We start from the raw sequence: 23,561 nt of genomic DNA on the forward strand, positions 1-23,561 counted from the left end.
TCACGAGTGGCGTCTGATGTTCGCCGTGCTGATGGCGCCGCGGGAAACGGTGTAGGAACCGGAGAAAGTCCGCATCGAACCGTCGGTCTGCCGGGCGGAAAGATCGACGTACACCGTGGTCCCACTCACGCTCGTCACGGTCAGGGCGACCCAGGAAGTCGTCGCGTATCCCTTGGCGTAGGAGGCGAGAGTGCCGCCTTTGGCCAGCCTTTGCCCGCCGAGATTCCACGCGGTGGGGAAATCACGCCGGTTGAGCGCGTCGTAGTAGGCGATCACCGTCTGCGCCACCGAAACCGAAGGCACGGGTGCGGGCTCGGGATGGATCGTCCGCGTCGTGGGCGGTGCGACGTAAACCGTTTGCGGTGGCGGGGCCGGGGCCGCCGGCGCCTGCAGCACGATCGTGTTCGGAGGAGCACCCACCGCGAGGACGGGCGTCGCCGTACCCTGATTCGGGACCGCGCAGGCGGACAACGCGCCCGCCGCCATGAGCGTCGCCGCTGCCCAGTTCTTCGCTCTCATCGCCATACCCCTCGTTTCTCGCCTTTTCGCTCGTGTTACCGAGAATGCGAGAAAAGCGCCCGGCCCACTAGAGGATTAGGCCTCGTTACGAATACCGGAAAACGCACCGGAACCGTTATGGGATCTTGTGCGCGGAAGGCGTAGGCCACCCTCGTCTCACACCGGATCCCCGCCGGGTTTAGCGTTAGGCATGACCACTGCACCTGTCGATGTCGAGAGCGCCCGCCGCGACTACGCGGCCCTCGTCGACCGTGGCCTCTCTCTGGACATCACCCGCGGCAAGCCGTCCCCCCGCCAGCTTGACCTCGCCGACGGGCTGCTCGCGCTGCCCGGCGACGTGCGCAAGGCCGAGGACGGCACGGACGTCCGCAACTACGGTGGCCTGAAGGGCCTGCCCGAGCTCCGCCGTATCTTCGCCGGGCCGCTGCAGGTCCCGGCCGAGCAGCTGCTGGCCGCGGGCAACTCCAGCCTGGAGCTCATGCACGACGTCATCGTGCAGGCCTTCCTGAGCAAGCTCCCGGGCGCCGAGCGTCGCTGGGCCGACGAGCCTGCCGTCAAGTTCCTGTGCCCGGTCCCCGGTTACGACCGTCATTTCGCGCTGGCCGAGCGCTTCGGCATCGAGCTGATCCAGGTTCCGCTCACCGAGACCGGCCCGGACATGGACGTCGTCGAGCGGCTGGTCGCCGAGGACGCCGCGGTCAAGGGCATCTGGTGCGTGCCGAAGTACAGCAACCCGACCGGCATCACTTACCGTGACGACACCGTGCGGCGGCTGGCCACGATGACCACGGCGGCGCCGGACTTCCGGATCTTCTGGGACAACGCCTACGCCGTCCACCACCTCACCGAGGTCGAGGTGCCGCTGGCCGACCTGTTCGTGCTGTGCGCCGAGGCGGGCAACGCCGACCGCGCGTTCGTCTTCGGTTCCACCTCGAAGGTGACCTACGCCGGTGGCGGCGTCGGTTTCCTCGGCGCGTCCGAGGCCAACCTCGCCTGGTGGATCGCCCTCATCGGCAAGCGGACCATCGGCCCCGACAAGGTCAACCAGCTCCGGCACGCGCTGTTCCTGCGTGACGAGGACGGCGTCCGCGAGCACATGCGCAAGCACGCCGAGCTCATCGGGCCGAAGTTCGCGGCCGTCGACGAGATCCTCACCAAGGAGCTGGGCGAGAGCGGCCTCGCGACCTGGACGAAGCCGACCGGTGGGTACTTCATCTCGCTGACCGTGCCCGCCGGGACCGCCAAGGAGGTCGTGCGGCTGGCCAAGGAGGCGGGTATCGCGCTGACCCCGGCCGGCGCGACGCACCCGTACGGCGACGACCCCGAGGACGCCGTCATCCGCATCGCGCCGACGTACCCTGAGCTGGCCGAAGTCGAAGAGGCGATCCGCGGCCTCGCCGTCTGCGTTCGCCTTGCCGCGGCGACGAAGAAATAAATTCGAGCTCTTTTCCAATCCGGGTCACGGGTGGTTCCGAACGTCCGAGTGGGTGGGTGTGCACCGCAAAGACGAGAGGAACCACTCGTGTTCGGAAAGCCGTTCGTTCGTACCCTGATTTCGCGCAGTGCCGAGAACCGCACGGATCGTCGCCGGTTCTTGAAGGCCGCCGGCGCGGCGGGGCTCGGTGTCGTCGGCGCGACCTATCTCGGGGTACAGGCCACCTCGTCCGCTTCGGCGACGGGTGACGCGGCCGCCGAGGCCGCCGCGGCGGGCGCTCCCAGTGACGCGGCCGTGCTCAACTTCGCGCTCAACCTGGAGTATCTCGAAGCCGAGTTCTACTCCTTCGCCGTCCACGGGCGCGGGCTGCCGGACGACATCACCGGCGGTGTCGGCACCCAGGGCGGCGTGGTCGGCGGCAAGAAGGTGATGTTCCACGACAAGGCCCTGCACCAGTTCGCGAAGGAGATCGCGGGTGACGAGGTCGCCCATGTCAAGTTCCTGCGCGGCGCGCTGGGCGAGGCCGCGGTCTCCCGGCCGGAGATCGACCTCAAGGACAGCTTCACCGCCGCCGCGCGGGCGGCCGGGCTGATCAGCGAATATCAGCAGTTCGACCCGTTCGCCAACGAGAAGAACTTCCTGCTCGCGGCGTTCCTGTTCGAGGACGTCGGCGTGACGGCCTACAAGGGCGCCGCGCCGCTGATCACCAACAAGACCTTCCTGGACGCGGCCGCCGGGATCCTCGCCGCCGAGGCGTACCACGCCGCCACCATCAGGACGTCGCTGTTCGACCGGGACCTCGGCGACGCGGCGGCCAAGATCTCCAACGCGCGCGACGCCCTCGACGGCCCCGGTGACGCCGACCAGGGCATCGTGCTCGGCAACCAGGCCAACATGGTGCCCACCGACGACAACGGCATCTGCTTCGGCCGCAGCGCCGACCGGGTCCTGAACGTCGTGTACCTGAACCCAAGCCCGGTGAAAGAGGGCGGCTTCTTCCCTAAGGGCATAAACGGTGACATAAACACCAGTGGTGGCGCCTGATCCTTCTGTCGTGTCGCCATTGCCGGTTACGGTCTCTGGCATGGCGACACGACAGGGGGTTTCGCGGTGAAGGCTGTGATCATCGGTGGTGGCATCTCGGGCATGGTGACCGCGATGGCGTTGCAGCGCGCGGGAATCGAGGCGAGCGTCCACGAGGCCTACCCGTCGGGCGGTGAAGACGCGGGCGCGTTCCTCACGATCATGCACAACGGCATGGACGCGCTGCGCGCCATCGGTGCCGAGGCGCCGGTGATCGAGAACTCCTTCGCGGCAGTGGGGCTGGAATTCGTCACGCCGGACGGGCGGCCCGTCGAGCGCCGGTCGTACGACGTCGACGGCCTCGCCGGGCCGCGCACCCTGACCCGCGCGGCGCTGTACCGGGCCTTGCAGGAGGAGGCGATCTCACGCGGGATCGCCTTCGTACCGGGAAAACGGCTGGTTTCCGCCTCGCCGGGAGTGACCGCGCGCTTCGAGGACGGGACCGTGGCCGACGGCGACATCCTGATCGGCGCCGACGGCCTGCGGTCGGTGGTCCGGAACGTCATCGACCCCGCGTGCCCGCCGCCGCGCTCGACCGGCTTGGACGTCGTTTACGGCTACACGACGGACAAGAGCATCCCGCAGGCGCCGTCCCTCTATCGGATGATCCAGAGCCTGCACGCCTTCTTCGGCTACACCAGCGCTCCCGACGGCTCGACGTTCTGGTTCGCGCGGCTCCCCGCGGCCGAAGGAGTGCGATCCGGATTGTCGGCGGCCGAGTGGCGCGACACGGCTTTCGCCGCTTTCGACGGGGAACCGTTGCCCGCCGCGGAAATCATCCAGTCGACGGGGGACGACGTGTTCGGCGGCCACTCCTACGACGTCCCGTCGACCCCGGTGTGGTGGAACTCCTCGATGGTGCTCGTCGGCGACGCGGCGCACGCGGCTTCACCGGCCGCGGGTCAAGGGGCGTCGATGGCGTTGGAGGACAGTGTCGTGCTGGCGCAGTGCCTGCGGGACCTTCCCGACGCGCCAACGGCTTTCGCGACTTACGAGCGATTGCGGCGGGGGCGGGTGGAGAAGCTGGTGGCGAGCAGCGCCGCTGTTTCGTCGGGGGTGACTTCGGACGAAGGCCGGAATTGGCTGTACCGGCACCACATCGAATGGGACGAGACGATCACCGGGTGACGTCCATCACCTGCTTTGTATTCCGTGGGTGGCGCTTCAAGATCGTTAGTACGGTCTGCCTGGAATCGAGCAAACAACCTGGGGGTTGCTGATGTACAACAAGATTCGTGCACTTCTGCTCGCCACCTTCGCGGTGGCGGGGCTGGCCGTGGTGAGCGCGCCCGCCGCGCACGCCGCGTCCTACACGCAGGTGGGCTACGCGACCTCGTTCGGCAGGCAGGTGTACCTGTGGCGCAACAACGACAACGGGTGCATCCACGCGCAGGGCAAGAGCATGCGCGCCGGTGACGAGGTGATCCTGCAGGTGGTCAGCGGCGGCCTGCTCATCGACGACGACGTGCAGCGCGCCAACGCCACCGGCGTTTCGGTCAACACGCAGTCGCTCTGCAACAAGGGTGGCGCCGGATTCCGCGGTCTCGTGAAGGACGCGAACGCGAACGGACCCGAGACCGGGACCTACCGGAACTGGTAGCCGGAACTGGTCGTGAGTGGCGATTCGGGTTCTAACCCGAATCGCCACTCACGACCACCCGCGGGGGCGCGCACCGGAAGACTCAAGCCAGAAAGTCCGTGAAGGCCTCCTTCCCTACCTTGACAGTAGGGAAGGAGGCCTTCACGGACACGTCTGTTCGATGTGGACCGGGAGAAGCTACTTCTTGTAGAGGGCTTCGATGTCGTTCGCGTAGTTCTTGTTCACGATGTTGCGCTTGAGCTTCAGGCTCGGCGTGATCTCGCCGCCCGCCTCGGTGAAGTCCTTCGAGAGGATCGTGAACTTCTTGATCGCCTCGGCCTGCGACACCGCGCTGTTGGCCTGATCGACGGCCTGCTGGACCTCGGCGCGCAGCTCGGGGTCATCGGCCAGGTCCGACACGGAGGCGTCGGAAGGCTTGCCGTGCTGCGACTTCCACGACGGGAAGTACTCCTCGTCGATGGTGATCAGCGCGCCGATGAACGGCCGCTGGTCGCCGACCACCATCGCCTGGCTGACCAGCGGGCTGGCCTTGATGGTGTCCTCGAGTCCGGACGGGGCGACGTTCTTGCCGCCCGCGGTCACGATGATCTCCTTCTTACGCCCGGTGATCTTGAGGAACCCGTCGCGGTCGAGTTCGCCGAGGTCGCCGGTGTGGAACCAGCCGTCCTCCAACGCTTCGGCGGTCGCCTCGGGGTTGTTGAAGTAGCCGCTGAACACGACGTCGCCCTTCAGCAGGATCTCGCCGTCCTCGGCGATCCGCACCGAGGTGCCGGCGACCGGGCGTCCCACGGTGCCGACGCGGAAGCCGTCCTGGGTGCCGACGCAGGCCGCGGCGGACGTCTCGGTCAGGCCGTAGCCCTCGAAGACCGGGACGCCGATGCCGCGGAAGAAGTGCGCGAGCCGCACACCGAGCGGGGCGCCGCCGGACACCGCCGCGACACACCGGCCGCCGAGGGCCGCGCGCAGCTTGCTGAAGACGAGCTTGTCGAACAGCGCGTGCTTGATCTTCAGGCCCAGCCCGGCCCCGCCGGTGTCCTGGGCCTGGCTGTAGGCGACCGCGGTGGCTTCGGCGGCGTCGAAGATCTTGCCCTTGCCGTCGCCGTGCGCCTTCTGCTTGGCGCCGTTGTAGACCTTCTCGAACACGCGCGGCACGGCGACGACGAACGTCGGCCGGAAGGTGCCGAGGTCGGCGACGAGGTTCTTGACGTCCGAGGTGTGCCCGAGGGTCACCCGCGCGCTGAGCGCGGTCACCGCGATGGCGCGGGCGAGGACGTGCGCCAGCGGCAGGAACACCAGCAGCGAGTTGCCCTGCTCCATCAACTGCGGGAACGCCGCGATGTCGGCGCGGATCTCGGCCAGGAGGTTCCGGTGGGTCAGCTCGACGCCCTTGGGGCGGCCGGTGGTGCCCGACGTGTACACGATCGTGGCGAGGTCGCCAGCCTTCACCGTACGGCGGCGCTCATGCAGGTCGTCGTCGCTCAGTCCAGCGCCCAGCGCGGTGAGGTGGTCGACGGCGGGTGCGTCGGCGGACTCGATCTGCCAGGTGTGTTCGAGCGAGTCGAGACGTCCCTTGACCGATTCCAGCGTCGCGACGTGCTCGTCGGTTTCGACGAACACGCCCTTCGCCTCGGAGTCCGAAAGGATCCAGTGGACCTGCTCGGCCGAGGAGGTGTCGTAGATCGGGACGGTGACCGCGCCGGCGGCCCAGATCGCGAAATCGATCAGGGTCCATTCGTAGCGGGTCTTGGACATGAGCCCGATCCGGTCGCCCGGAGCGATACCCGCCTGTGCCATTCCCTTGGCCACGGCGAGAACCTGGGCGGCGAAGTCTTTGGCGGTGATGTCCAACCAGGTACCGTCGACCTGGCGGCGGAAACTCACGACATCGGAGAACCGCTCGGCGTTCGCCCAAACGACGTCGGCGAGGTTCTCGTCGTCGGTCACCGGATTGGCGGCGGGGGCGCTGTATTCGCGCACGAGGAACCTCCGTGTTCGCGTGCAGGTGGTGTGACCGGTGTTACCCGCCAGTCAACTTAGCGTGCCGTGCACCTTAAGACCATGCTGACGAATCGGCCATAGCCAGGGCATGACATTCTGCCGCTGTGAACCAGGCGCCGCCAGCTCTCGACATCGTCGACGAGACCTTCCTCGTGGTCCCGCCCTCCACCGTGGCCGCCGTCTTCGCCGATCCGCGATCTTGGTCACGTTATTGGCCGGACCTCGTTCTCGAGGTCTACACCGACCGCGGGGACGAGGGATTGCGCTGGACCGTGCGCGGTGCCTTGATCGGTACGATGGAGGTGTGGCTCGAGCCGGTGCTCGACGGCACCTTGCTGCACTACTTCCTGCGCGCCACCCCCACCGGTCCGGACGGGGCGCCGCGCGTGCTCCAGCCCCGGGACCTGCGGCAGGAGTTCGATCGCAGGGCCCGTGCCGCCAAGGCGATCGCGCTCGGGCTCAAAGAGGTCTTGGAGGACGGGCGCGAACCCGGGGTAGGCCCACGCGCCGACTAAGCAGCAGGGGAGAGCATGCGGGTTCACGTGGTGTCGGACGTGCACGGCAACGCCGACGCGCTCAAACGCGCGGGCGACGGCGCCGACGCGCTGATCGTGCTGGGCGACCTGCTGGACTTCGTCGACTATCGCGAGCACGACAAGGGCATCATGGGCGCGCTGTTCGGTGCCGAGAAGGTCGGCGAGTTCGCGCGGCTGCGGCGCGAGGGCACCCGTGACGAGACCGTTGCCTTTTCGCGATCGTTGTGGGCCACTTTGGCCGATCCCGCCGCCGCCGTCGGCGAGGCCATCGTCGACCAGTACGCCATCCTGTTCGGCGCCCTCACCGCGCCGACCTACGCCACGCCCGGCAACGTCGACGACCCGTCGCTGTGGCCCGAGTTCGCCGGCGACGGCATCCAGGTGCTCGACGGCGAGGTCGCCGAGGTCGGCGGCCTGCGCTTCGGGTTCGTCGGTGGCGCGCTGCTCCCGCCGAACGTGGTCCCGCGCCGCAACGGCTTCTGGCGGCCGTACCTGCGCACGCGTGAGGAGTACGACGTCGCGGTCGGCGCGCTGGAGGACGTCGACGTCCTGTGCACGCACATCCCGCCCGCCGTCCCGGAACTGACCTACGACGTGATCGCGCGGCGGCCCGAGATCGGCTCGGCGGCGCTGGTGGACCTCATTCGCGAGCAGCGGCCGCGGTGGTCGCTGTTCGGGCACGTTCACCAGCCGCTGACCGCGCGGACGAGGCTCGGCAGGACCGAATGCCGTAACGTCGGTCACTTCAAAGAGACGGCACAGCCGTACGTGCTGCGCTGGTGACCGGCGGTCCCGGCTAGAGTTTGGGGCATGGCCGAGCAGTCCACGCAATCCATCGAGGTCGACGCCGAGCCCGAGCGGGTCATGGCCGTCATCGCCGACTTTCCCGCGTATCCGGAATGGGCCAAGGCCGTCCGGCAGACCGAGGTACTCGGCGAGGACGACAAGGGCCGCGCCAAGCAGGTGAAACTCACCCTCGACGCCGGGCCGATCAAGGACGTCTACACCCTCGAGTACGACTGGGACGCCGACGGCCACGGGGTCAGCTGGCACCTGGTCAAGGGCCAGATGCAGAAGGCCCAGAACGGCCGCTACGCCCTCGAAGCGCTGGGCGCCGGGCGCACCAAGGTGACGTATACGCTGTCCGTCGAGCTGGCACTGCCGATGATCGGGCTGCTGCGCCGCAAGGCCGAGAAGATGGTCATGGACACCGCGCTCAAGGAGCTCAAGAAGCGCGCTGAAGCGTCCTGAGTCGAAGGGTAGGCATGCGGATCCTGCTGTTCACCGGCAAGGGGGGTGTCGGCAAGACCACGCTGGCCGCGGCGACGGCCGCCGCGCTGGCCGGGCGGGGCAGGAAGACGCTCGTGGTCTCGACCGATCCCGCGCATTCCCTCGGCGACGCCTTCGGCCGCCCGCTCGGCGCCGAACCGTCCGAAGTGGACGAGCTTCTGCACGCCGCCCAGATCGATTCCCGCGGCCTCGTCGACAGCACCTGGCGCGAACTCCGGCAGGAACTGCAGAGCGCGCTGGCGGGTGTCGGCCTCGACTCCCTCGACGCCGAAGAGCTGACCGTGGTGCCCGGCGTCGACGAACTCCTCGCCCTCACCGAAGTCCAGCGCCTCGCCGAGCACGGTCCCTGGGAGACCGTCGTGGTCGACTGCGGCCCGACCGCGGAAACCTTGCGGCTGCTGGCTTTACCGGAAGCGGTTTCCGGGTACTTGACGAGGATGTTCAAACCCGGCGCGCGACGGACGGCGACCGCGGTGCGGCGGCTCGGCACGCATCTGGAATCGCTGCGCACCCTGCTCACCGATCCGGCCACCACGACCGTGCGGTTGGTGCTGACCCCCGAACGGGTGGTCGTCGCCGAGGCTCGCCGCACGCTCAGTTCCCTGGCCCTGCGCGGCATCGGAGTCGACGGCCTGATCGTCAACCGGCTGATGCCCGCCCCCGGTTTCTGGCGCGGTGCCGCGGCCACGTGGATGCGGACCCGTCGCACCCAGCAGAACGCCGTCCTCGCCGAACTCGCCGACGCCGGATTCGGGCCGGACGAGGTGAGGCCGGTCGAGCATCGCGCTGTCGAACCGGTCGGGCTGGCGGCGTTGCGGGAAATCGCCTACGAGCTCTATCAGGGGCTGGACCCCTTGGCCGGTAAGGGAAAGGGTGTCACCCCGTTGCTGCAGGTGTCCGAATCGGACAGTGGATACCGGCTGCGGATCGCGGTGCCGTTGCACCGGGATTCCGAAGTGGACCTGGCCAGAGTGGACGATGATCTCGCCGTCACCGTGGACGGTTTCCGGCGGCTGATCGCGCTGCCGGAGATGTTGCGCCCGTGCCGGATCACCGGTGCGGAATCCGACGCGCACGGCCTGGTCGTGAGCCTGGCCGGGAACCGGGGAGCCGGGTGAGCGAGCACAGTGAGAACACCGGAACGGCGCATCTCAGCCTGATCGAAGAGATCCGGTTGCTGGTCGAACTGGTCGTCGAGCACGCCGCGCCGTGGCTGGAGGACGTCATCTCCGCCGGGCACGGCTGCGCGGAACACGAGGGCGACTGGTGCCCCTTGTGCGCGATCGTCGAGGTCTTCCGCGGCGGACGGCCCGAGTTCGTGGCGCGGGTGCTGGAACAGGCCGCGCAGCTCGTCGCGTTGCTGCGCGCGGTGCTCGCGGACCGCTGGGAGCCCGAGGGCGGCGTACACATGCCGGGGTTCCAGCCTGCGCGGAAGGAGCCCGCGGCCGAAGATGTGCCGATGGGAGCTTCGCGGGTCCAGCACATCGCCGTGACCAGGCGCGACGCTTGGCAGTCGGACCAGGAGAACTGAGTGCTGACAGTAGGGGTGGACGTCGGGGGCACGAGTGTGCGCGCCGGCGTGGTGGACGAGCACGGCTCGCTGATGGACACCGCCAGGGTCGGCACACCCGGCGAGGAGAACGCGCTCGAAGACGCGATCGCGGGGGTCGTGGAAGACCTCCGCAACCGGCACGACGTCTCCGGCGTCGGGCTCGCGGTCGCCGGGTTCGTCGCCAAGGACCGGCGGACGGTGATGTTCGCGCCGCATCTGTCGTGGCGTGCCGCGCCGGTCGCCGAGCGGATCGAGAAGCGGGTCGGCCTCCCGGTCACCCTGGAGCACGACGCGAACGCCGCCGCGATCGGCGAGTACCGCTTCGGCGCCGCTCGCGGCGCCCACGTGGCCGCGCTGGTCGCGCTCGGCACCGGGATCGGCGCGGGTCTGCTGCTCGACGGCAAGATCTACCGGGGCGCGCACGGCGTCGCCCCGGAACTCGGGCATCTGACGGTCGTTCCGGGCGGGCGGGCCTGCCCGTGCGGGAAGTACGGCTGCTGGGAGCGGTACTGCAGCGGGACGGCACTGGCCGCGACGGCGGTGGAACTGCTCGCGCGGCATCCCGGCCGCTCGACCGTGCTGGCCCGCGAGACCAGGGGAGATCCCGGTTCGGTGACCGGGCGCCGCGTCGCCGGCGCCGCCCGCGACGGTGACCCGATCGCCCAGCGCGCGATGACCGAGCTGGCGAAGTGGCTGGCCGAGGGGCTGGCGCTGGTCGCCGACGTCTTCGACCCCGAGATCATCGTGATCGGCGGCGGAGTGTCCGAGTCCGCGCCGCTGTTCCTCGACGAGGCGCGGGAGCACTACGCGGGCAAGATCACCGGCGCCGGGCACCGGCCGCTGGCCCGCATCCGCACCGCGCACCACGGGGACGACACCGCCATCGTCGGCGCGGCGGCGCTGGCCGTCGACGCGGCGAAGGCTCTCGGCGCCGAGGTCGGTGTGACAGGCTGAAACCGTGACCAGCCAGGATGGCAACGGCTTCGTGAAGTGCGATTTCGGGCATCTTCACTGGGGACTGAACGGTGCCGCCGGGCTGCTGCTGTCCGATCCCGCACGCGGTGTCCTTCTGCAGCGGCGGGCCTGGTGGGTCCATCACGGTCGCACGTGGGCGTTGCCAGGGGGCGCGGTCGAGGCGGGGGAGAGCGCGCGTGAGGCCGCCACCCGTGAGGCGCACGAAGAGGCCGACATCCCGCCCGCCAGGGTCCGCCCGCTGGCGGCGTCGCACGTCGACCACGGGAACTGGCGCTACACCACGATCCTGGCCGCGCCGATCGGGAGGCTTTCGGCCAGGGTGAAGAACGCCGAGAGCGCGGAACTGCGCTGGGTCCACGCGGCGGAGGTCGCGGATTTCCGGCTGCATCGCGACTTCGCGGCAGCCTGGCCGGGATTGAGGGAACACTTGGATCGCACGCTGGTACTGGTGGTCGACGGCGCGAACGTCGTCGGGTCACGGCCGGACGGCTGGTGGCGCGACCGGCGCGCCGCGGCGGAACGGTTGCGGGACAAGCTCGCGACGCTCGCCGAGACCGGCTTCACCGATCCGGCGCTGCCTGGCGGCGGGCAATGGTCGTGGTGGCCGAAGGTCGTCCTGGTCGTCGAGGGCAAGGCTCGCGGTGTCGCGGCGACGCCCGGCGTCGAGGTCGTCGACGCCGAGGCGGACGGTGACGCCCGGATCGTGGCGGTCACCCGCTCGGCCCGCACCGACCACCCCGGCGACCACGTGGTCGTGGTGACCGCCGACCGCGAACTCCGTTCCCGCGTCGAGGCTCTGGGCGCCGCCACCCTCGGCCCCGGCACTCTCCTGGCCCACCTCGACCGCGTTTAGTCCTCTAAATGCGCTCCTTGCGTGGGCAACTACCGCATTTAGAGGACTAAACGCGGGTTCTAGGGGCGCGGGATCGTGCCTTCGCGCATTTCGGCGATGAGCGAAGCGACGACGGCGCGAAGACTGCCGTTGGACCGCTTCGCCACCGCGCGCTGACGCACGTAACTGGGCCCATAACGCAGGATCGTCTCCACCGAGCGAAGTTCGTCGACGCAGTCCAGGCGCCGGGCCACCGGTTCGAGCCGGTCCAGCAGGTCGAGGGTGTCTTCGGTGACGAGCCGCTCGTTGCCCGCGGCGTCGAGGATGACGATCGCGTCGACGCCGTAGCGCGCCGCGCGCCACTTGTTCTCCTGGACGTGCCACGGCGGCAGCGTCGGCAGGATCTCGCCGTCGTCGAGGCGGGTGTTGAAATCCTCGACCAGACATTGCGTCAGCGCCGCGATCGCGCCGACCTCCTCCAGCGTCGGCAGCCCGTCGCACACGCGCATCTCGATCGTCCCGAAATGCGGGGCCGGCCGGATGTCCCAGCGGATCTCGGAGAAGTGGTCGATCACGCCCGTGGTGAACATGTCGTCGACGTAGCTCTCCAGCTCGGTCCACTTCCGGAACTGGAACGGCAGCCCGGCCGTCGGGAGCTGCTGGAACATCAGCGCGCGATTCGACGCGTACCCGGTGTCCTCCGCACCCCAGTACGGCGACGACGCCGAGAGCGCTTGCAGGTGCGGCGCGTAGTTGAGCAGCGAGTCGAGGATCGGCAGGACCTTGTCGCGGTGTTCGACGCCGACGTGCACGTGGACGCCGTAGATCAGCATCTGCCGCCCCCACCACTGGGTCCGGTCGATGAGCTTGGCGTACCGCTCCTTGTCGGTGACCTTCTGCTGGTACCACGTCGAGAACGGATGGGACCCGGCCGAGAACAGCTCCACGCCCAGCGGGTCGAGCACCGAATGCACGACGTCGAGCGAGGCGTTCAGATCGGCCTTGACCTCGGCGATCGTGTCGCAGATCCCGCTGATCACCTCGATGGTGTTGAGCAGCAGTTCCTGCTTGATCTTGGGATGCTCTTCCGTGCCGTCGGGACGGACGGCGTCGAGCACCTGTTCCGCGACCGACGAGAGCTCACCGGTCCGCCGGTCGACGAGGGCGAGTTCCCATTCCGCGCCGACCGTCGACCGGCGTGAGGGACTGAAGTCGATCTTCATGATCGGAATTGTCCGACAGCTCAGACCTGCGCGCCGTTGTGCGGATCGGCGCCGGGCGGCGGCCCCTGGCGCACGCGCAGGAGGAGCAGCGCGATCGCGGTCGCGAGGGCGAGGATGCCGAGCGGGGTGCCGAGCCGCGTGCCCATGCCGATCAGATTGGGCGCGATCAGGAGCAGCAGGCCGAGCACGAAGAACAGCAGGACGATGAACGCGCCCTTGCGCGGGCGCGGCAGGGGAGGCGGCTCGGGCGGCACGAAATGGCCCTCGTCGTCACTCGACCCGGCCGGAGGGTCCTCGAAGAGGGTCTTTTCCCAGCTGGTGCCGCCACCTCGCCAGCCCGGCTCGGATTCGGCCTCCGAAGACTCGGGCCGTGGCGTCTTCTCCGCCGGCTTCTCCGCGGTCTTCCCGGCGGGTTTCTCCAGGTCGTCTCCGGGGAACAGGCCGACGCCCTCCGCACGGAGGTCGGCCACGATCTCGGCGAACGTCGCGTCGACGTCCTCCGGCCCGTCCTTGCCTCTGCTCATCCGGCGTCCACCTGTCCCGCCCGGTGCACGGACCGGGCGAAGTCCACCGTACGCGTGAAGATCAGGCCCGCGTCGTGGTCTTGGGTGGCGACGTGGAAGCTGTTCTCCAGCACTACCTCGGTGACGTCCTCGCTGCGGATCCCGTCGAGGATCACCTGGGCGTTGACCGGCTCCACGATGTGATCGACGGCCGAGCGGAGCAGCAGCACGGGCTGGGTGACCTTCGCCAGGTCCGCCCGCGTCACCCGCCACAACTGGGCGAGGCTCGCCGCGGCGCGCACAGGCGTCCGGGAGTAGGCGAGTTCGGTTTCGCCCGGCTTCGCGATGTCGTTGGCCACGCCGGGCACCGAGGGCAGGACCCTCGACAGCACGGGCAGCAGTTTGGCGTCCCACCGCAGCGTCATGATCGAGGGGTTCACGAGCACGATCCCGGCGATCCGGTCGCCGAACTCCTCGGCGAGGCGCAGGGTCAGCGTCCCGCCCATCGACAGCCCGGCGACGAACACCGAGTCGCAGGTCGCGAAGAGAGCCAGGAGTTCTTCACGGACCGCGCCGTACCAGTCCTGCCAGCCTGTCCGGTTCATGTCCTGCCACCGGGTCCCGTGCCCGGGAAGGAGCGGGCAGCGCACGGTGTAACCGGCCTCGGCCAGATGGTCGCCCCAGGGCCGCATGCTCGCGGGGGTGCCGGTGAAGCCGTGGCACAGCAGGAACCCTGCTTCGGTCGAACCGGTGTGAGCGAACGGTTCCGCGCCGGCGAGGACGGCCATGCGATCGCCTTCCGTGAGAGCTGGGTAGGTCTCCTATGTTCGCACGAGCGGGGCGGCTTGTGGGCCCCCGGCCGCTGCCGGAATCGGGCCGCACCGGGTGTGAGATCCGTCGCTGGGTACGGGTATCCGGGTGGACTTCGTTGTGCCTGGGGTGCGCGATTCGTAGTCTTGACCATCGGGCGCGGGGGTTGAGCTGCTAGGAGGAGTTTTCGCAGTGCTGTACTGGCTCATGAAACACGTGTTTATCGGGCCACTGCTCAAGGCGCTGTGGCCCACCAAGGTGGTCGGTGCGGAGAACATCCCCGAGCACGGCGGCGCGATCCTCGCGGGCAACCACCTCGCGGTGGCCGACTCCTTCTTCATGCCGCTGCGGGTCAAGCGCAAGGTGACCTTCCCGGCCAAATCGGAGTATTTCACCGAGAAGGGCCTCAAGGGCCTGCTGAAGAAGTGGTTCTTCACCGGCGTCGGCCAGTTCCCGATCGACCGCTCCGGCGGCAACGCCGCACAGGCCGCGCTCGACACCGCGACCCGGCTGGTCCGCGAAGGCCACCTCCTCGGCATCTACCCCGAAGGCACCCGCTCCCCGGACGGCCGCCTGTACAAGGGCAAGACCGGCGTCGCGCGGATCGCGCTCGACTCCGGCGGCGTCGTCGTCCCGGTGGTCATGATCGGCACCGACAAGGTGAACCCGATCGGCTCGAAGATGTGGTGGCCGCGCCGCCTCGAGATCCGCTTCGGCAAGCCGCTCGACTTCTCCCGCTACGAGGGCCTCGCCGGTGACCGCTTCATCGAGCGGTCCATCACCGACGAGATCATGTACGCGCTCATGGAGCTCTCCGGCCAGGAGTACGTCGACATCTACGCCGCCAAGGCGAAGGAACTGCTCGCGGCCGAAGAGGCCGGGATCCGCCCGGTCGTGCCCTCGCAGCCGTCCGCCCACGACGTCGCCCGTATCCCGGACACCAAGGTCGGCTGAGCGCACACTAGGGTTCTCCGGTGCGCTTTTTCTACGACACCGAATTCATTGAGGACGGCGTGACCATCGATCTGGTGTCGATCGGTGTCGTGGACGAAAGAGGTCGCGAGTTCTACGCGGTCTCGACCGATTTCGACCCCGGTAAGGCCGGCCCCTGGGTCCGCGACAACGTGCTCCCGAAACTCCCGTCGCCCGCCGACCCGGCGTGGCGCAGCCGCGAGAAGATCCGCACGGATCTGCTCGAGTTCTTAGGCAAGCCGCCCGGCGGGATCGAACTGTGGGCCTGGTTCGCCGCCTACGACCACGTCGCGCTGGCGCAGCTGTGGGGTCCGATGCCCGCCCTGCCGCGTCAGCTGCCGCGCTTCACCCGTGACCTGCGGCAACGCTGGGAGGACGCGGGCAAGCCGAAGCTCCCTGCGGCCCCGGACGACCAGCACGACGCGCTCGCGGACGCGCGCCACAACTACCAGCGGTGGCAGATCATCGAGTCCTACTGGCACCGGTAGGTCCTTGCCCGAAGTACGTGAAGGCCCCCTTCATGTACCTAGTGTCGTGCGTCTGAAGTTCGTGTCGTAAGTACGTGCACCCTGTTCTCCGAACTCGCGTGCTCAGAGACGTGACTCGCGTGCTTGGAGGCGGATCTCGCGTGTGCGGTCTCCAAGCACGCGAGATCCGCCTTTGAGCACGTGAGATACGGCTCAGAGCACGTGAGTGCGGGGTTTGATCCAGGTTCCCGCTGGACGCACGAACCTCCGGCGCGGGCCACTAGACGCAAGGATGGGGTCCTTCATGTACTGGGGCTGGGGTCTGGAGTGGCGGTCAGGGTGACGGCAAGGTCGGGAGAGTGCCGCACCGGGTGTATGTGCGGTTCCGCAAGGGGTCATGAGCGTTGATGAGGGTTAGAACGACCCAAATCACTCACGACCTCCTTGTGAAGCCGGCCAATCAGCCCAAATCGGGCACTCTTGTCGCGAAAAGTGTCCCTTATGGACAGTCAAGAGCCTCTTGCGCGAGCCGCCCGCGCGCGACCGCCGAACCTCTCACCGTCGTGAGTCGACAGCCTCCGCCAGCGTGTCCAGCAGCGCGGCCGTCGTCTCCCACCCGAGGCAGGCGTCGGTGATCGACTGCCCGTAGGTCAGCGAAGCGGCCTCGCCCAGCGTCAGGTCCTGGCGCCCCTCCACCAGGAAACTCTCCAGCATCAGCCCCACGATGCCCCGCTCACCGGCCCCCATCCGCCCGGCGAGTTCGCGGACGACCGCGGCCTGCCGCACGGGGTCCTTCGCGCTGTTGCCGTGGCTCGCGTCGATGATCACGCGTTCCGGCAGACCCGCCTTCGCCAGCCGCCCCAGGGTGTCGGCCACCGTCTCGGGGTCGTAGTTCGGTCCGGCGGCACTGCCGCGCAGGATCACGTGGCAGTCCTCGTTCCCGGCGGTGGTGATCAGCGCGGCGAGCCCGTCGGGGTTGATGCCGGCGAACACGTGGCTCGCGCCGGCCGCGCGGGTGGCGTCGACGGCGACCTGGACGTCGCCCTCGGTCGAGTTCTTGATCCCCACCGGCATCGACAGCGCGCTGCACAGCTGCCGGTGCACCTGGCTCGCGGCGGTCCGCGCGCCGATGGAACCCCAGGTCACGGTGTCGGCGATGAACTGCGGCGTGATCGGGTCGAGGAATTCGCAGCCGACCGGCAGGCCGAGCGCCGAGACGTCGAGCAGCAGTTTGCGCGCCATCCGCAGGCCGTGGTTGACCTCGTAGGTGCCGTCGAGGCCGGGGTCGTTGATCAGGCCCTTCCAACCCAGCGTCGTCCGCGGCTTTTCGAAGTAGACGCGCATGACGATGTGCAGGTCACGACGGTGTTCTTCGGCCTTCGCGGCCAGGCGGCGAGCGTAGTCGAGCGCGGCGTCCGCGTCGTGCACCGAACAGGGTCCGACGACGACGAGGAGCCGGTCGTCCCGGCCGTCGAGGATGTCGACGGCCGAGGCCCGCCCGGCCAGGACGGTCTCGGCGATTTCTTCCGTCATCGGATGCTCGTGCCGCAGCATGGCAGGCGACAGCAGCGGATTGATGGCCGCCGTGCGGTGGCCGTCGAGGGCGATGAGGGTGTCGGCGGAGGGAGACATCGCGGGTCTGGTTCCTTTCGAAAGGGATACCGACCCGCGGGAACTCGCCGAGCCGGTGTGATTCCGGCTCGGGGGTGGTGGTCAGCGCAGGTTCACGCCGCCGTGCCCACCCGGGGCCGGCTTCGTAAACCAGAAATAGCGCTGCACGACGCCAAGCTAGCACATTCGCCGCCGTGGACCGATCCCCGAGGTGGTCCGCCCTGCACCGATCCAGAGAACTGCCGCTACGCTGGCGTCGGGACATGTGACTGTCATCTCTACGGAACACAAGACGGAGGCTTCTGATGCGTGTCGGTGTGCTGACCGGCGGTGGCGACTGCCCGGGGCTCAACGCGGTGATCCGCGCTGTGGTGCGCAAGGGCATCGAGGTGCACGGCTGGGACATCGTCGGGTTCCGCAACGGCTGGAACGGTCCCCTCGCCGGGGACAGCCGTCCGCTCGGACTGAACGACGTCGAGGACATCCTCACCCGCGGCGGCACGATCCTGCGCTCCTCGCGGACCAACCCGTACAAGGTCGACGGCGGCGTCGACAAGATCAAGTCCGTGCTCGCCGAGCAGCAGGTCGACGCGCTGATCGCGATCGGCGGCGAGGACACCCTCGGCGTCGCGAAGCGGCTCACCGACGACGGCGTCGGCGTCGTCGGCGTGCCCAAGACGATCGACAACGACCTCGGCGCCACCGACTACACCTTCGGCTTCGACACGGCCGTCTCGATCGCCACCGAGGCCATCGACCGGCTGCACACCACGGCCGAATCGCACCACCGCGCGCTGGTCGTCGAGGTCATGGGGCGGCACGCGGGCTGGATCGCGCTGCACTCCGGCCTCGCCGGTGGGGCGAGCGTGATCCTGGTGCCGGAGCGGCACTTCAACGTCGACCAGGTCGTCTCGTGGGTCGAGCGCCGGTTCGAGAAGGAGTACGCGCCGATCATCGTCGTCGCCGAGGGCGCGCTGCCCGAAGGCGGCGAGGAGAAGCTGCTCACCGGCGAGAAGGACGCCTTCGGGCACGTCCGGCTCGGTGGCATCGGCACCTGGCTCGCCGACGAGATCGCGGCGCGCACCGGCAAGGAGTCCCGCGCGGTCGTGCTCGGGCACGTCCAGCGCGGTGGCACCCCGACGGCCTACGACCGCGTGCTCGCCACCCGATTCGGGCTCAACGCGGTCGACGCCGTCGCCGACGGCGACTTCGGCGTGATGGTCGCGCTGCGTGGCACGGACATCGTCCGCGTCAAGCTCGCCGAGGCCACCGCCGAGCTGAAGACCGTCCCGGTCGAGCGGTACGAAGAGGCCGAAGTCTTCTTCGGCTGAGCGGTGTTTCAGAAGAAGGCCCCTTACTCCGTGCTGATCTTGGGTAAGGGGCCTTCGCCGACCTTGCGGCTTCGGCCTCGCGGCGAGTTGAATCGGCCACTCCGGGGGATCTGGGTGGAAGGGCGGGGTTCTCATGGCCGAAGCGGGATCCAGCAGGCGCGAGTTCCTGAGATGGCTGGCCGCGAGCGGCACCGGCGTGGCGCTCTCCGGACTGTTGCCCGGCACGGCGACAGCGGCCGCGAGCGAGTCGGACGCGGACGAGATCGTCGTCATCACGCGGGTCACGCTGATCGACGGCACGGGTTCGGCTCCGCGCCGCGACGTCTCCGTCGTGCTCGTCGGCGACCGGATCGCCTGGGTCGGTAATTGCGGCCAGGTGCCGGAAACCGGTGTCGCGCGGGTGATCGACGGCCGCGGCAAGTACCTCATCCCCGGTCTGTGGGACATGCACACCCACGGCGCGGATCTGGAAGAGATCATCCCGCCGCTGCACCTGGTTCACGGCGTCACGGGTGGCCGCGAGATGTGGGGCTACGCGGAGAACCGCGCGACCAGGGACCGGATCGACCGCGGCGAGTTGCTCGGCCCGCGCCTCGTGGTCGGGAGCGGGATAATCGACGGGCCGGTCACGCTACTGGGCCCGCCGGTGATCCAGGTGTCGACCGAAGCCGAGGCGCGCGCGGCCGTCCGCGCGGAGAAGACGGCGGGGGCGGAGTTCGTCAAGATTTACTCCTATCTAGGTGCCGACGCCCTGCGCGCGGTCGCGGACGAGGTCCGCCATCAGGGGCTGAGGTTCTCGGGGCACTGGCCGTACAAGGTGTCCCACTTCGACGCGAGCGATCTCGGCCAGCACAGTTTCGAGCACTTCTTCGGGGTGTCGATCCACTGCTCGTCCCGGCGCGACGAGATCCTCGCCAGGTTGAGGGCGACGCCCTTCGACCCGGCGGCACCGCGCGACTTCTTCAACCTGGCGCGCCGGCTGGAGTTCGAGTCGGTCTCCACCTACAGCCCCGACGCGGCGTGGTCCTATTTCGGCAGGCTTCGGCGCAACGGCACCTGGCATTCGCCGACGCTGACGATCAACCGGATCGTCACGCAGCCCGCCGAAACCCATCAGCGGGACCCGCGGCTGAAGTACGTGCCCGCCGACATCCGCGAGAGCTGGGCCGTGGGCATCGAACGGTTCGCGCCGAAGACGTCGTCGGAGATCGCCCTGCAGGAGCGGTATTACCAGGAGACGTTGCGGCTGGTCGGTGTCGCGCACGAGGCCGGTGTCGGGATCATCGGCGGCACCGACTGCCTCAACCCCTACACCTTCCCCGGCAGCGGGCTGCACGAGGAACTCGCCTTCCTGGTCGAGGCCGGGCTTTCGCCGGTGCGGGCATTGAAGACCGTCACCGGTGACGCGGCGAAGTTCCTCGGCAGGGAACAGACGTCGGGCACGATCGCGGCGGGGAAGGAGGCGGATCTCGTGCTGCTGGAGGCGAATCCGGCCGCCGACATCCGCAACGTCGCGAAGATCGACCTGGTGATCACCCGTGGCCGCGTTCTCGACAAGGCGACGCGGCAGCGGATGCTCGACGCCGTCGAGATTGCCGCGAACCGGCCGCCCGCCACGGCCACGAACGCGCGGATCCGGTCACTGGCCCGCCGGGGCTGCTGTTGCTGACCCCCGCGTTTCGTCCTCTGAATGCGGTACTTGCGCGTGCGACTACCGCATCCAGAGGACGAAATGCGGGGCCAGACGAGCGCGAGGGTGTCCAAAGGGACACGGCGCGCGATGTCCTCGGTGAGCGGCCGGTCCTCGACACTCGGGTCGAGGACAGCCGCGGCGGCCTCGTAGGCGTCTCGCGTGGGCAGGGCGACGAGTTCGGCCTTCCGCCCGCGCCGGAACGGGAGGCCCGTGCCCGGCCAGCCACGGCAGCGCGCCCCGGTCCGCTCTACGAATGGGGCGTCCAGCGGGCCCCCGGTACCGGCCTCACGTTCGAGCCGTTACCGATTCACTGACTGTCTTCGTCGAGGTGCCGCTCGAGCGCGTCGATCCGTCCCTCCCAGAACCGGCGGTAGGGCGCGAGCCAGGCGTCGACTTCCGCGAGCGGCTCCGGGCGGAGCCGGTAGCACCTTCGCTGCGCGGCGACGCGGACGGTGACCAGACCCGCCTCGCGGAGCACACGCAGGTGCTTCGATACGGCCGGTTGGCTCAAATCGAGGACCTCGACCAGCTCGTTGACCGACCGTTCGCCGTCGCGCAGGAGGTCGAGGATGGTCCGACGGCGCGGTTCGGCGAGGATCTCGAAGGTCTGCATCATCCGGGAAATGTGCCCCGTGCGGCATATTTCCGTCAAGGAATGTTCGAATAGATCCATCTAGTCAACTTTGTTTCGGCTGGTTTGAGGTACATGATGGCCCCCTTCCTTGCGCTAGGCGCAAGGAAGGGGGCCATCATGTACTCGGGAAGAGGGGCCTTCACGCGAGTCCGTCGGTGGCGGGGATTACCGTCACCCCATGGGTTTCGAGGGTTTCGGTGAGTACGCCATCGACTTCTACGACGGTCTCGAGGCCGACAACTCCAAGTCCTACTGGGACGAGAACCTGGCCACGTACAAGGCCGACGTCCGCGCGCCGATGGAGGCGCTGCTCGCGGAACTGGTCCCGGAGTTCGGGGACGGTTTCGGCGAAGGGAAGGTTTTTCGCCCGTACCGCGACGTCCGGTTCGCCAAGGACAAGACGCCGTACAAGACCCACTGCGGCGCGGTGATCGAGCAGGGCCGTGGCGGTGGCGCCTACTACGTCGAGGTCGGCCCGGCCGGGCTGCGTGTCGGCGGCGGCTGCTTCCACTTCGAGTCCGACCAGCTCGCCCGCTTCCGCCGGGCCGTCGACACCGAAGTCCACGGCGCCGAGCTGGCCAAGCTCCTCGCGAAGCTGGAGAAAGCGGGCTGGGAGATCAGGGGCGATCGCCTCAAGTCCAAGCCGCGCGGCTTCGCCGAGGACCACCCGCGCATCGACCTGCTGAGGTATCGCTCGGTGTACGCCGTCAAGGTCTGGGAGCCGGACGACGTCCTGCACGAGCGGGATGCGCTCGACCGCGTGCGGAAGGCGTGGCGGCAGGTCCGGGCGTTCAACGAGTGGGCGCGTGACCGGGTCGGGCCGAGCGAGAAGCCGCGCAGATAACTGTCGAACCTGGTTCGGTGGTGGTCAATCCTCCAGGTGAACTGACACTTTTCTTGAACTTTCGGTATCGGTAAAGACGGATCACCGATGAGGGACTACGCTGTACGAACGTGAGCCGACGCGCGAAGATCGTTTGTACCCTGGGCCCCGCGACCGCTACGCCGGAGAAGATGCGGCAACTCGTCGACGCCGGGATGGACGTCGCGAGGATGAACTTCAGCCACGGGACGCACAGCGACCACAAGCAGGTCTATGACCTCATCCGGTCCGCCGCCGCCGAATCCGGCCGTGCGGTGGGCATCCTCGCCGACCTCCAGGGGCCGAAGATCCGTCTCGGCACCTTCGCGGGCGGCCCGGTCGAGTGGCACAACGGCGACATCGTGCGCATCACCGTCGAGGACGTCGCGGGCACCCACGACCGTGTCTCGACCACCTACAAGGGACTCGCCGACGACGCGAAGCCCGGCGACCGTCTCCTGGTGGACGACGGCAAGGTCGGCCTCGTGGTCAAGGAGGTCGACGGCCCGGACGTCGTCTGCGAGGTCACCGAAGGCGGCCCCGTCAGCAACAACAAGGGCGTCTCCTTGCCCGGTATGGACGTCTCCGTGCCGGCGCTGTCCGAAAAGGACATCGAGGACCTCGAATTCGCGCTCGAACTCGGCGTGGACTTCATCGCGCTGTCGTTCGTCCGCTCGCCCGCCGACATCGACCTGGTCCACCAGGTGATGGACCGCGTCGGCAAGGGCCGTCTCCCCGTGGTCGCGAAGATCGAGAAGCCCGAAGCGGTCTACAACCTCGAAGCCATCGTGCTGGCTTTCGACGCGGTGATGATCGCCCGCGGCGACCTCGGTGTCGAACTCCCGCTGGAGCAGGTCCCGCTGGTGCAGAAGCGCACCATCCAGATCGCCCGCGAGAACGCGAAGCCGGTCATCGTCGCGACGCAGATGCTCGAGTCGATGATCAACAGCTCCCGCCCGACCCGCGCGGAGGCCTCGGACGTCGCCAACGCGGTGCTCGACGGCGCGGACGCCCTCATGCTCTCGGGTGAGACCAGCGTCGGCCGCTACGCCATCGAGGTCGTCCAGACCATGGGCCGGATCATCGAGGCCGTCGAGACCGACTCCCCGGTCGTGCCGCCGCTCTCGCACGTCCCGCGCACCAAGCGCGGCGTCATCTCCTACGCCGCCCGTGACATCGGCGAGCGGCTGAACGCCAAGGCGCTGGTCGCCTTCACCCAGTCCGGTGACACGGTCCGGCGGTTGGCGCGACTGCACACGCGGCTGCCGCTGTTGGCGTTCACGCCGGAGGAGAGCGTCCGCAGCCAGCTCGCGATGACCTGGGGCACCACCACCCGGATCGTGCCGAAGGTCGACTCCACCGACCAGATGATCCAGCAGGTCGACCACGCGATGCTCGAAATGGGCAAGTACGCCAAGGGCGACCTCGTGGTCATCGTCGCCGGCTCCCCGCCGGGAACGGTCGGCTCGACCAACCTCATCCGGGTGCACCGGCTCGGCGAGGACGACCACGCCTGACGCTGCTCGCCCGAGCTGCCGCCTCGCTGTGCCATGAAAGGACCTTTCCTTGCCAAATTTGCAAGGAAAGGTCCTTTCATAGCGTTCGAGGTGAGCGAGCGGAGCTGTGGCGGGGTCG

General features: G+C 68.7%; 24 protein-coding genes. 17 read left to right on the forward strand and 7 right to left on the reverse strand.

Annotation, left to right across the window (positions count from 1 at the left end; all coding sequences use genetic code 11):
* Positions 1–519, reverse strand: a complete 519-nt coding sequence (locus ACZ54P_RS22620; protein WP_465463536.1) for a hypothetical protein — start codon at positions 517–519, stop codon at positions 1–3.
* Positions 520–709: 190 nt separating this feature from the next.
* Between ACZ54P_RS22620 and ACZ54P_RS22625 the strand changes: the two genes are divergently transcribed.
* From ACZ54P_RS22625 to ACZ54P_RS22640, 4 genes are all read left to right on the forward strand, one after another.
* Positions 710–1,954, forward strand: a complete 1,245-nt coding sequence (locus ACZ54P_RS22625) for an aspartate aminotransferase type Ic (RefSeq protein WP_465463537.1) — start codon at positions 710–712, stop codon at positions 1,952–1,954.
* A gap of 87 nt (positions 1,955–2,041) precedes the next feature.
* Positions 2,042–2,998, forward strand: coding sequence for a ferritin-like domain-containing protein (locus ACZ54P_RS22630; RefSeq protein WP_465463538.1), 957 nt, complete (start codon positions 2,042–2,044; stop codon positions 2,996–2,998).
* Positions 2,999–3,064: 66 nt separating this feature from the next.
* Entirely contained in the window at positions 3,065–4,165 is a 1,101-nt protein-coding gene (locus ACZ54P_RS22635) for an FAD-dependent oxidoreductase (RefSeq protein WP_465463539.1), read from the forward strand.
* A 91-nt stretch (positions 4,166–4,256) separates the two neighbouring features.
* Positions 4,257–4,637 carry a hypothetical protein gene (locus ACZ54P_RS22640; protein ID WP_465463540.1) on the forward strand — a complete coding sequence of 127 codons (381 nt, stop codon included), beginning with the start codon at positions 4,257–4,259 and terminating at the stop codon, positions 4,635–4,637.
* A 177-nt stretch (positions 4,638–4,814) separates the two neighbouring features.
* Here the strand turns inward: ACZ54P_RS22640 and ACZ54P_RS22645 are convergent, their stop codons facing one another.
* Positions 4,815–6,614 (reverse strand): AMP-dependent synthetase/ligase, encoded by a 1,800-nt coding sequence (locus ACZ54P_RS22645; RefSeq protein WP_465463541.1) that lies wholly within the window; start codon positions 6,612–6,614, stop codon positions 4,815–4,817.
* Between the two features lie 125 nt (positions 6,615–6,739).
* Here ACZ54P_RS22645 and ACZ54P_RS22650 point away from each other — a divergent pair, with 125 nt between their 5' ends.
* Genes ACZ54P_RS22650 through ACZ54P_RS22680 form a run of 7 tightly spaced genes read left to right on the forward strand, consistent with a single transcriptional unit; the run spans position 6,740 to position 11,841 of the window.
* A complete protein-coding gene (locus ACZ54P_RS22650) occupies positions 6,740–7,150 on the forward strand; it encodes a polyketide cyclase / dehydrase and lipid transport (protein WP_465463542.1) in 411 nt (136 codons plus the stop codon).
* A gap of 15 nt (positions 7,151–7,165) precedes the next feature.
* A complete protein-coding gene (locus ACZ54P_RS22655) occupies positions 7,166–7,954 on the forward strand; it encodes a metallophosphoesterase family protein (RefSeq protein WP_465463543.1) in 789 nt (262 codons plus the stop codon).
* A 27-nt stretch (positions 7,955–7,981) separates the two neighbouring features.
* Positions 7,982–8,422 (forward strand): SRPBCC family protein, encoded by a 441-nt coding sequence (locus ACZ54P_RS22660; protein ID WP_465463544.1) that lies wholly within the window; start codon positions 7,982–7,984, stop codon positions 8,420–8,422.
* 14 nt (positions 8,423–8,436) lie between these two features.
* A complete protein-coding gene (locus ACZ54P_RS22665) occupies positions 8,437–9,579 on the forward strand; it encodes an ArsA family ATPase (protein WP_465463545.1) in 1,143 nt (380 codons plus the stop codon).
* Positions 9,576–9,992, forward strand: coding sequence for a hypothetical protein (locus ACZ54P_RS22670; RefSeq protein WP_465463546.1), 417 nt, complete (start codon positions 9,576–9,578; stop codon positions 9,990–9,992). The genes ACZ54P_RS22665 and ACZ54P_RS22670 overlap by 4 nt, the downstream gene beginning before the upstream one ends.
* Before the next feature lie 15 nt (positions 9,993–10,007).
* The gene (locus tag ACZ54P_RS22675) at positions 10,008–10,967 is read left to right on the forward strand and encodes an ROK family protein (protein WP_465463648.1); all 960 of its coding nucleotides are present in this window, start codon (positions 10,008–10,010) and stop codon (positions 10,965–10,967) included.
* Positions 10,968–10,971: 4 nt separating this feature from the next.
* Positions 10,972–11,841, forward strand: coding sequence for an NUDIX domain-containing protein (locus ACZ54P_RS22680; RefSeq protein WP_465463547.1), 870 nt, complete (start codon positions 10,972–10,974; stop codon positions 11,839–11,841).
* Between the two features lie 59 nt (positions 11,842–11,900).
* Here the strand turns inward: ACZ54P_RS22680 and ACZ54P_RS22685 are convergent, their stop codons facing one another.
* From ACZ54P_RS22685 to ACZ54P_RS22695, 3 genes are read right to left on the reverse strand one after another with little or no spacing between them, the layout of a single operon-like run.
* Positions 11,901–13,043: a glutamate--cysteine ligase gene (locus ACZ54P_RS22685; protein WP_465463548.1), complete on the reverse strand. Its 1,143-nt coding sequence runs from the start codon at positions 13,041–13,043 to the stop codon at positions 11,901–11,903.
* Between the two features lie 20 nt (positions 13,044–13,063).
* Entirely contained in the window at positions 13,064–13,567 is a 504-nt protein-coding gene (locus ACZ54P_RS22690) for a hypothetical protein (RefSeq protein ID WP_465463549.1), read from the reverse strand.
* A complete protein-coding gene (locus ACZ54P_RS22695) occupies positions 13,564–14,334 on the reverse strand; it encodes an alpha/beta hydrolase (RefSeq protein WP_465463550.1) in 771 nt (256 codons plus the stop codon). Before ACZ54P_RS22695 ends, ACZ54P_RS22690 begins: the two co-directional genes overlap by 4 nt.
* A gap of 214 nt (positions 14,335–14,548) precedes the next feature.
* On the opposite strand from ACZ54P_RS22695, the gene ACZ54P_RS22700 reads away from it, so the two are divergent.
* Both ACZ54P_RS22700 and ACZ54P_RS22705 read left to right on the forward strand, forming a co-directional pair.
* On the forward strand, positions 14,549–15,310 hold the full coding sequence (locus tag ACZ54P_RS22700; RefSeq protein WP_465463551.1) for a lysophospholipid acyltransferase family protein: 762 nt from the start codon (positions 14,549–14,551) through the stop codon (positions 15,308–15,310).
* Positions 15,311–15,330: 20 nt separating this feature from the next.
* On the forward strand, positions 15,331–15,816 hold the full coding sequence (locus ACZ54P_RS22705) for a polyadenylate-specific 3'-exoribonuclease AS (protein WP_465463552.1): 486 nt from the start codon (positions 15,331–15,333) through the stop codon (positions 15,814–15,816).
* 534 nt (positions 15,817–16,350) lie between these two features.
* On the opposite strand, the gene ACZ54P_RS22710 is transcribed toward ACZ54P_RS22705, so the two are convergent.
* Positions 16,351–17,427, reverse strand: coding sequence for a 3-deoxy-7-phosphoheptulonate synthase (locus ACZ54P_RS22710; RefSeq protein ID WP_465463553.1), 1,077 nt, complete (start codon positions 17,425–17,427; stop codon positions 16,351–16,353).
* Positions 17,428–17,711: 284 nt separating this feature from the next.
* On the opposite strand from ACZ54P_RS22710, the gene ACZ54P_RS22715 reads away from it, so the two are divergent.
* Both ACZ54P_RS22715 and ACZ54P_RS22720 read left to right on the forward strand, forming a co-directional pair.
* Positions 17,712–18,737, forward strand: a complete 1,026-nt coding sequence (locus ACZ54P_RS22715) for a 6-phosphofructokinase (protein WP_465463554.1) — start codon at positions 17,712–17,714, stop codon at positions 18,735–18,737.
* Between the two features lie 133 nt (positions 18,738–18,870).
* Positions 18,871–20,406, forward strand: a complete 1,536-nt coding sequence (locus tag ACZ54P_RS22720) for an amidohydrolase family protein (RefSeq protein WP_465463555.1) — start codon at positions 18,871–18,873, stop codon at positions 20,404–20,406.
* 331 nt (positions 20,407–20,737) lie between these two features.
* On the opposite strand, the gene ACZ54P_RS22725 is transcribed toward ACZ54P_RS22720, so the two are convergent.
* Positions 20,738–21,046, reverse strand: a complete 309-nt coding sequence (locus tag ACZ54P_RS22725; protein WP_465463556.1) for an ArsR/SmtB family transcription factor — start codon at positions 21,044–21,046, stop codon at positions 20,738–20,740.
* A gap of 196 nt (positions 21,047–21,242) precedes the next feature.
* On the opposite strand from ACZ54P_RS22725, the gene ACZ54P_RS22730 reads away from it, so the two are divergent.
* Positions 21,243–21,908 (forward strand): DUF2461 domain-containing protein, encoded by a 666-nt coding sequence (locus tag ACZ54P_RS22730; protein ID WP_465463557.1) that lies wholly within the window; start codon positions 21,243–21,245, stop codon positions 21,906–21,908.
* A gap of 110 nt (positions 21,909–22,018) precedes the next feature.
* Positions 22,019–23,443 carry a pyruvate kinase gene (gene pyk, locus ACZ54P_RS22735; RefSeq protein ID WP_465463558.1) on the forward strand — a complete coding sequence of 475 codons (1,425 nt, stop codon included), beginning with the start codon at positions 22,019–22,021 and terminating at the stop codon, positions 23,441–23,443.
* Positions 23,444–23,561: the final 118 nt, after the last annotated feature.

It is taken from the genome of Amycolatopsis sp. NPDC034160 (genome assembly GCF_055575355.1).

Coding starts and splice junctions, on each gene's coding strand:
- ACZ54P_RS22620 (WP_465463536.1), bottom strand. CDS start 519: ATGAGAGCGAAGAACTGGGCAGCGGCGACGCTCATGGCGGCGGGCGCG.
- ACZ54P_RS22625 (WP_465463537.1), top strand. CDS start 710: ATGACCACTGCACCTGTCGATGTCGAGAGCGCCCGCCGCGACTACGCG.
- ACZ54P_RS22640 (WP_465463540.1), top strand. CDS start 4,257: ATGTACAACAAGATTCGTGCACTTCTGCTCGCCACCTTCGCGGTGGCG.
- ACZ54P_RS22655 (WP_465463543.1), top strand. CDS start 7,166: ATGCGGGTTCACGTGGTGTCGGACGTGCACGGCAACGCCGACGCGCTC.
- ACZ54P_RS22660 (WP_465463544.1), top strand. CDS start 7,982: ATGGCCGAGCAGTCCACGCAATCCATCGAGGTCGACGCCGAGCCCGAG.
- ACZ54P_RS22665 (WP_465463545.1), top strand. CDS start 8,437: ATGCGGATCCTGCTGTTCACCGGCAAGGGGGGTGTCGGCAAGACCACG.
- ACZ54P_RS22685 (WP_465463548.1), bottom strand. CDS start 13,043: ATGAAGATCGACTTCAGTCCCTCACGCCGGTCGACGGTCGGCGCGGAA.
- ACZ54P_RS22690 (WP_465463549.1), bottom strand. CDS start 13,567: ATGAGCAGAGGCAAGGACGGGCCGGAGGACGTCGACGCGACGTTCGCC.
- ACZ54P_RS22695 (WP_465463550.1), bottom strand. CDS start 14,334: ATGGCCGTCCTCGCCGGCGCGGAACCGTTCGCTCACACCGGTTCGACC.
- ACZ54P_RS22710 (WP_465463553.1), bottom strand. CDS start 17,427: ATGTCTCCCTCCGCCGACACCCTCATCGCCCTCGACGGCCACCGCACG.
- ACZ54P_RS22715 (WP_465463554.1), top strand. CDS start 17,712: ATGCGTGTCGGTGTGCTGACCGGCGGTGGCGACTGCCCGGGGCTCAAC.
- ACZ54P_RS22720 (WP_465463555.1), top strand. CDS start 18,871: ATGGCCGAAGCGGGATCCAGCAGGCGCGAGTTCCTGAGATGGCTGGCC.
- ACZ54P_RS22725 (WP_465463556.1), bottom strand. CDS start 21,046: ATGATGCAGACCTTCGAGATCCTCGCCGAACCGCGCCGTCGGACCATC.
- ACZ54P_RS22730 (WP_465463557.1), top strand. CDS start 21,243: ATGGGTTTCGAGGGTTTCGGTGAGTACGCCATCGACTTCTACGACGGT.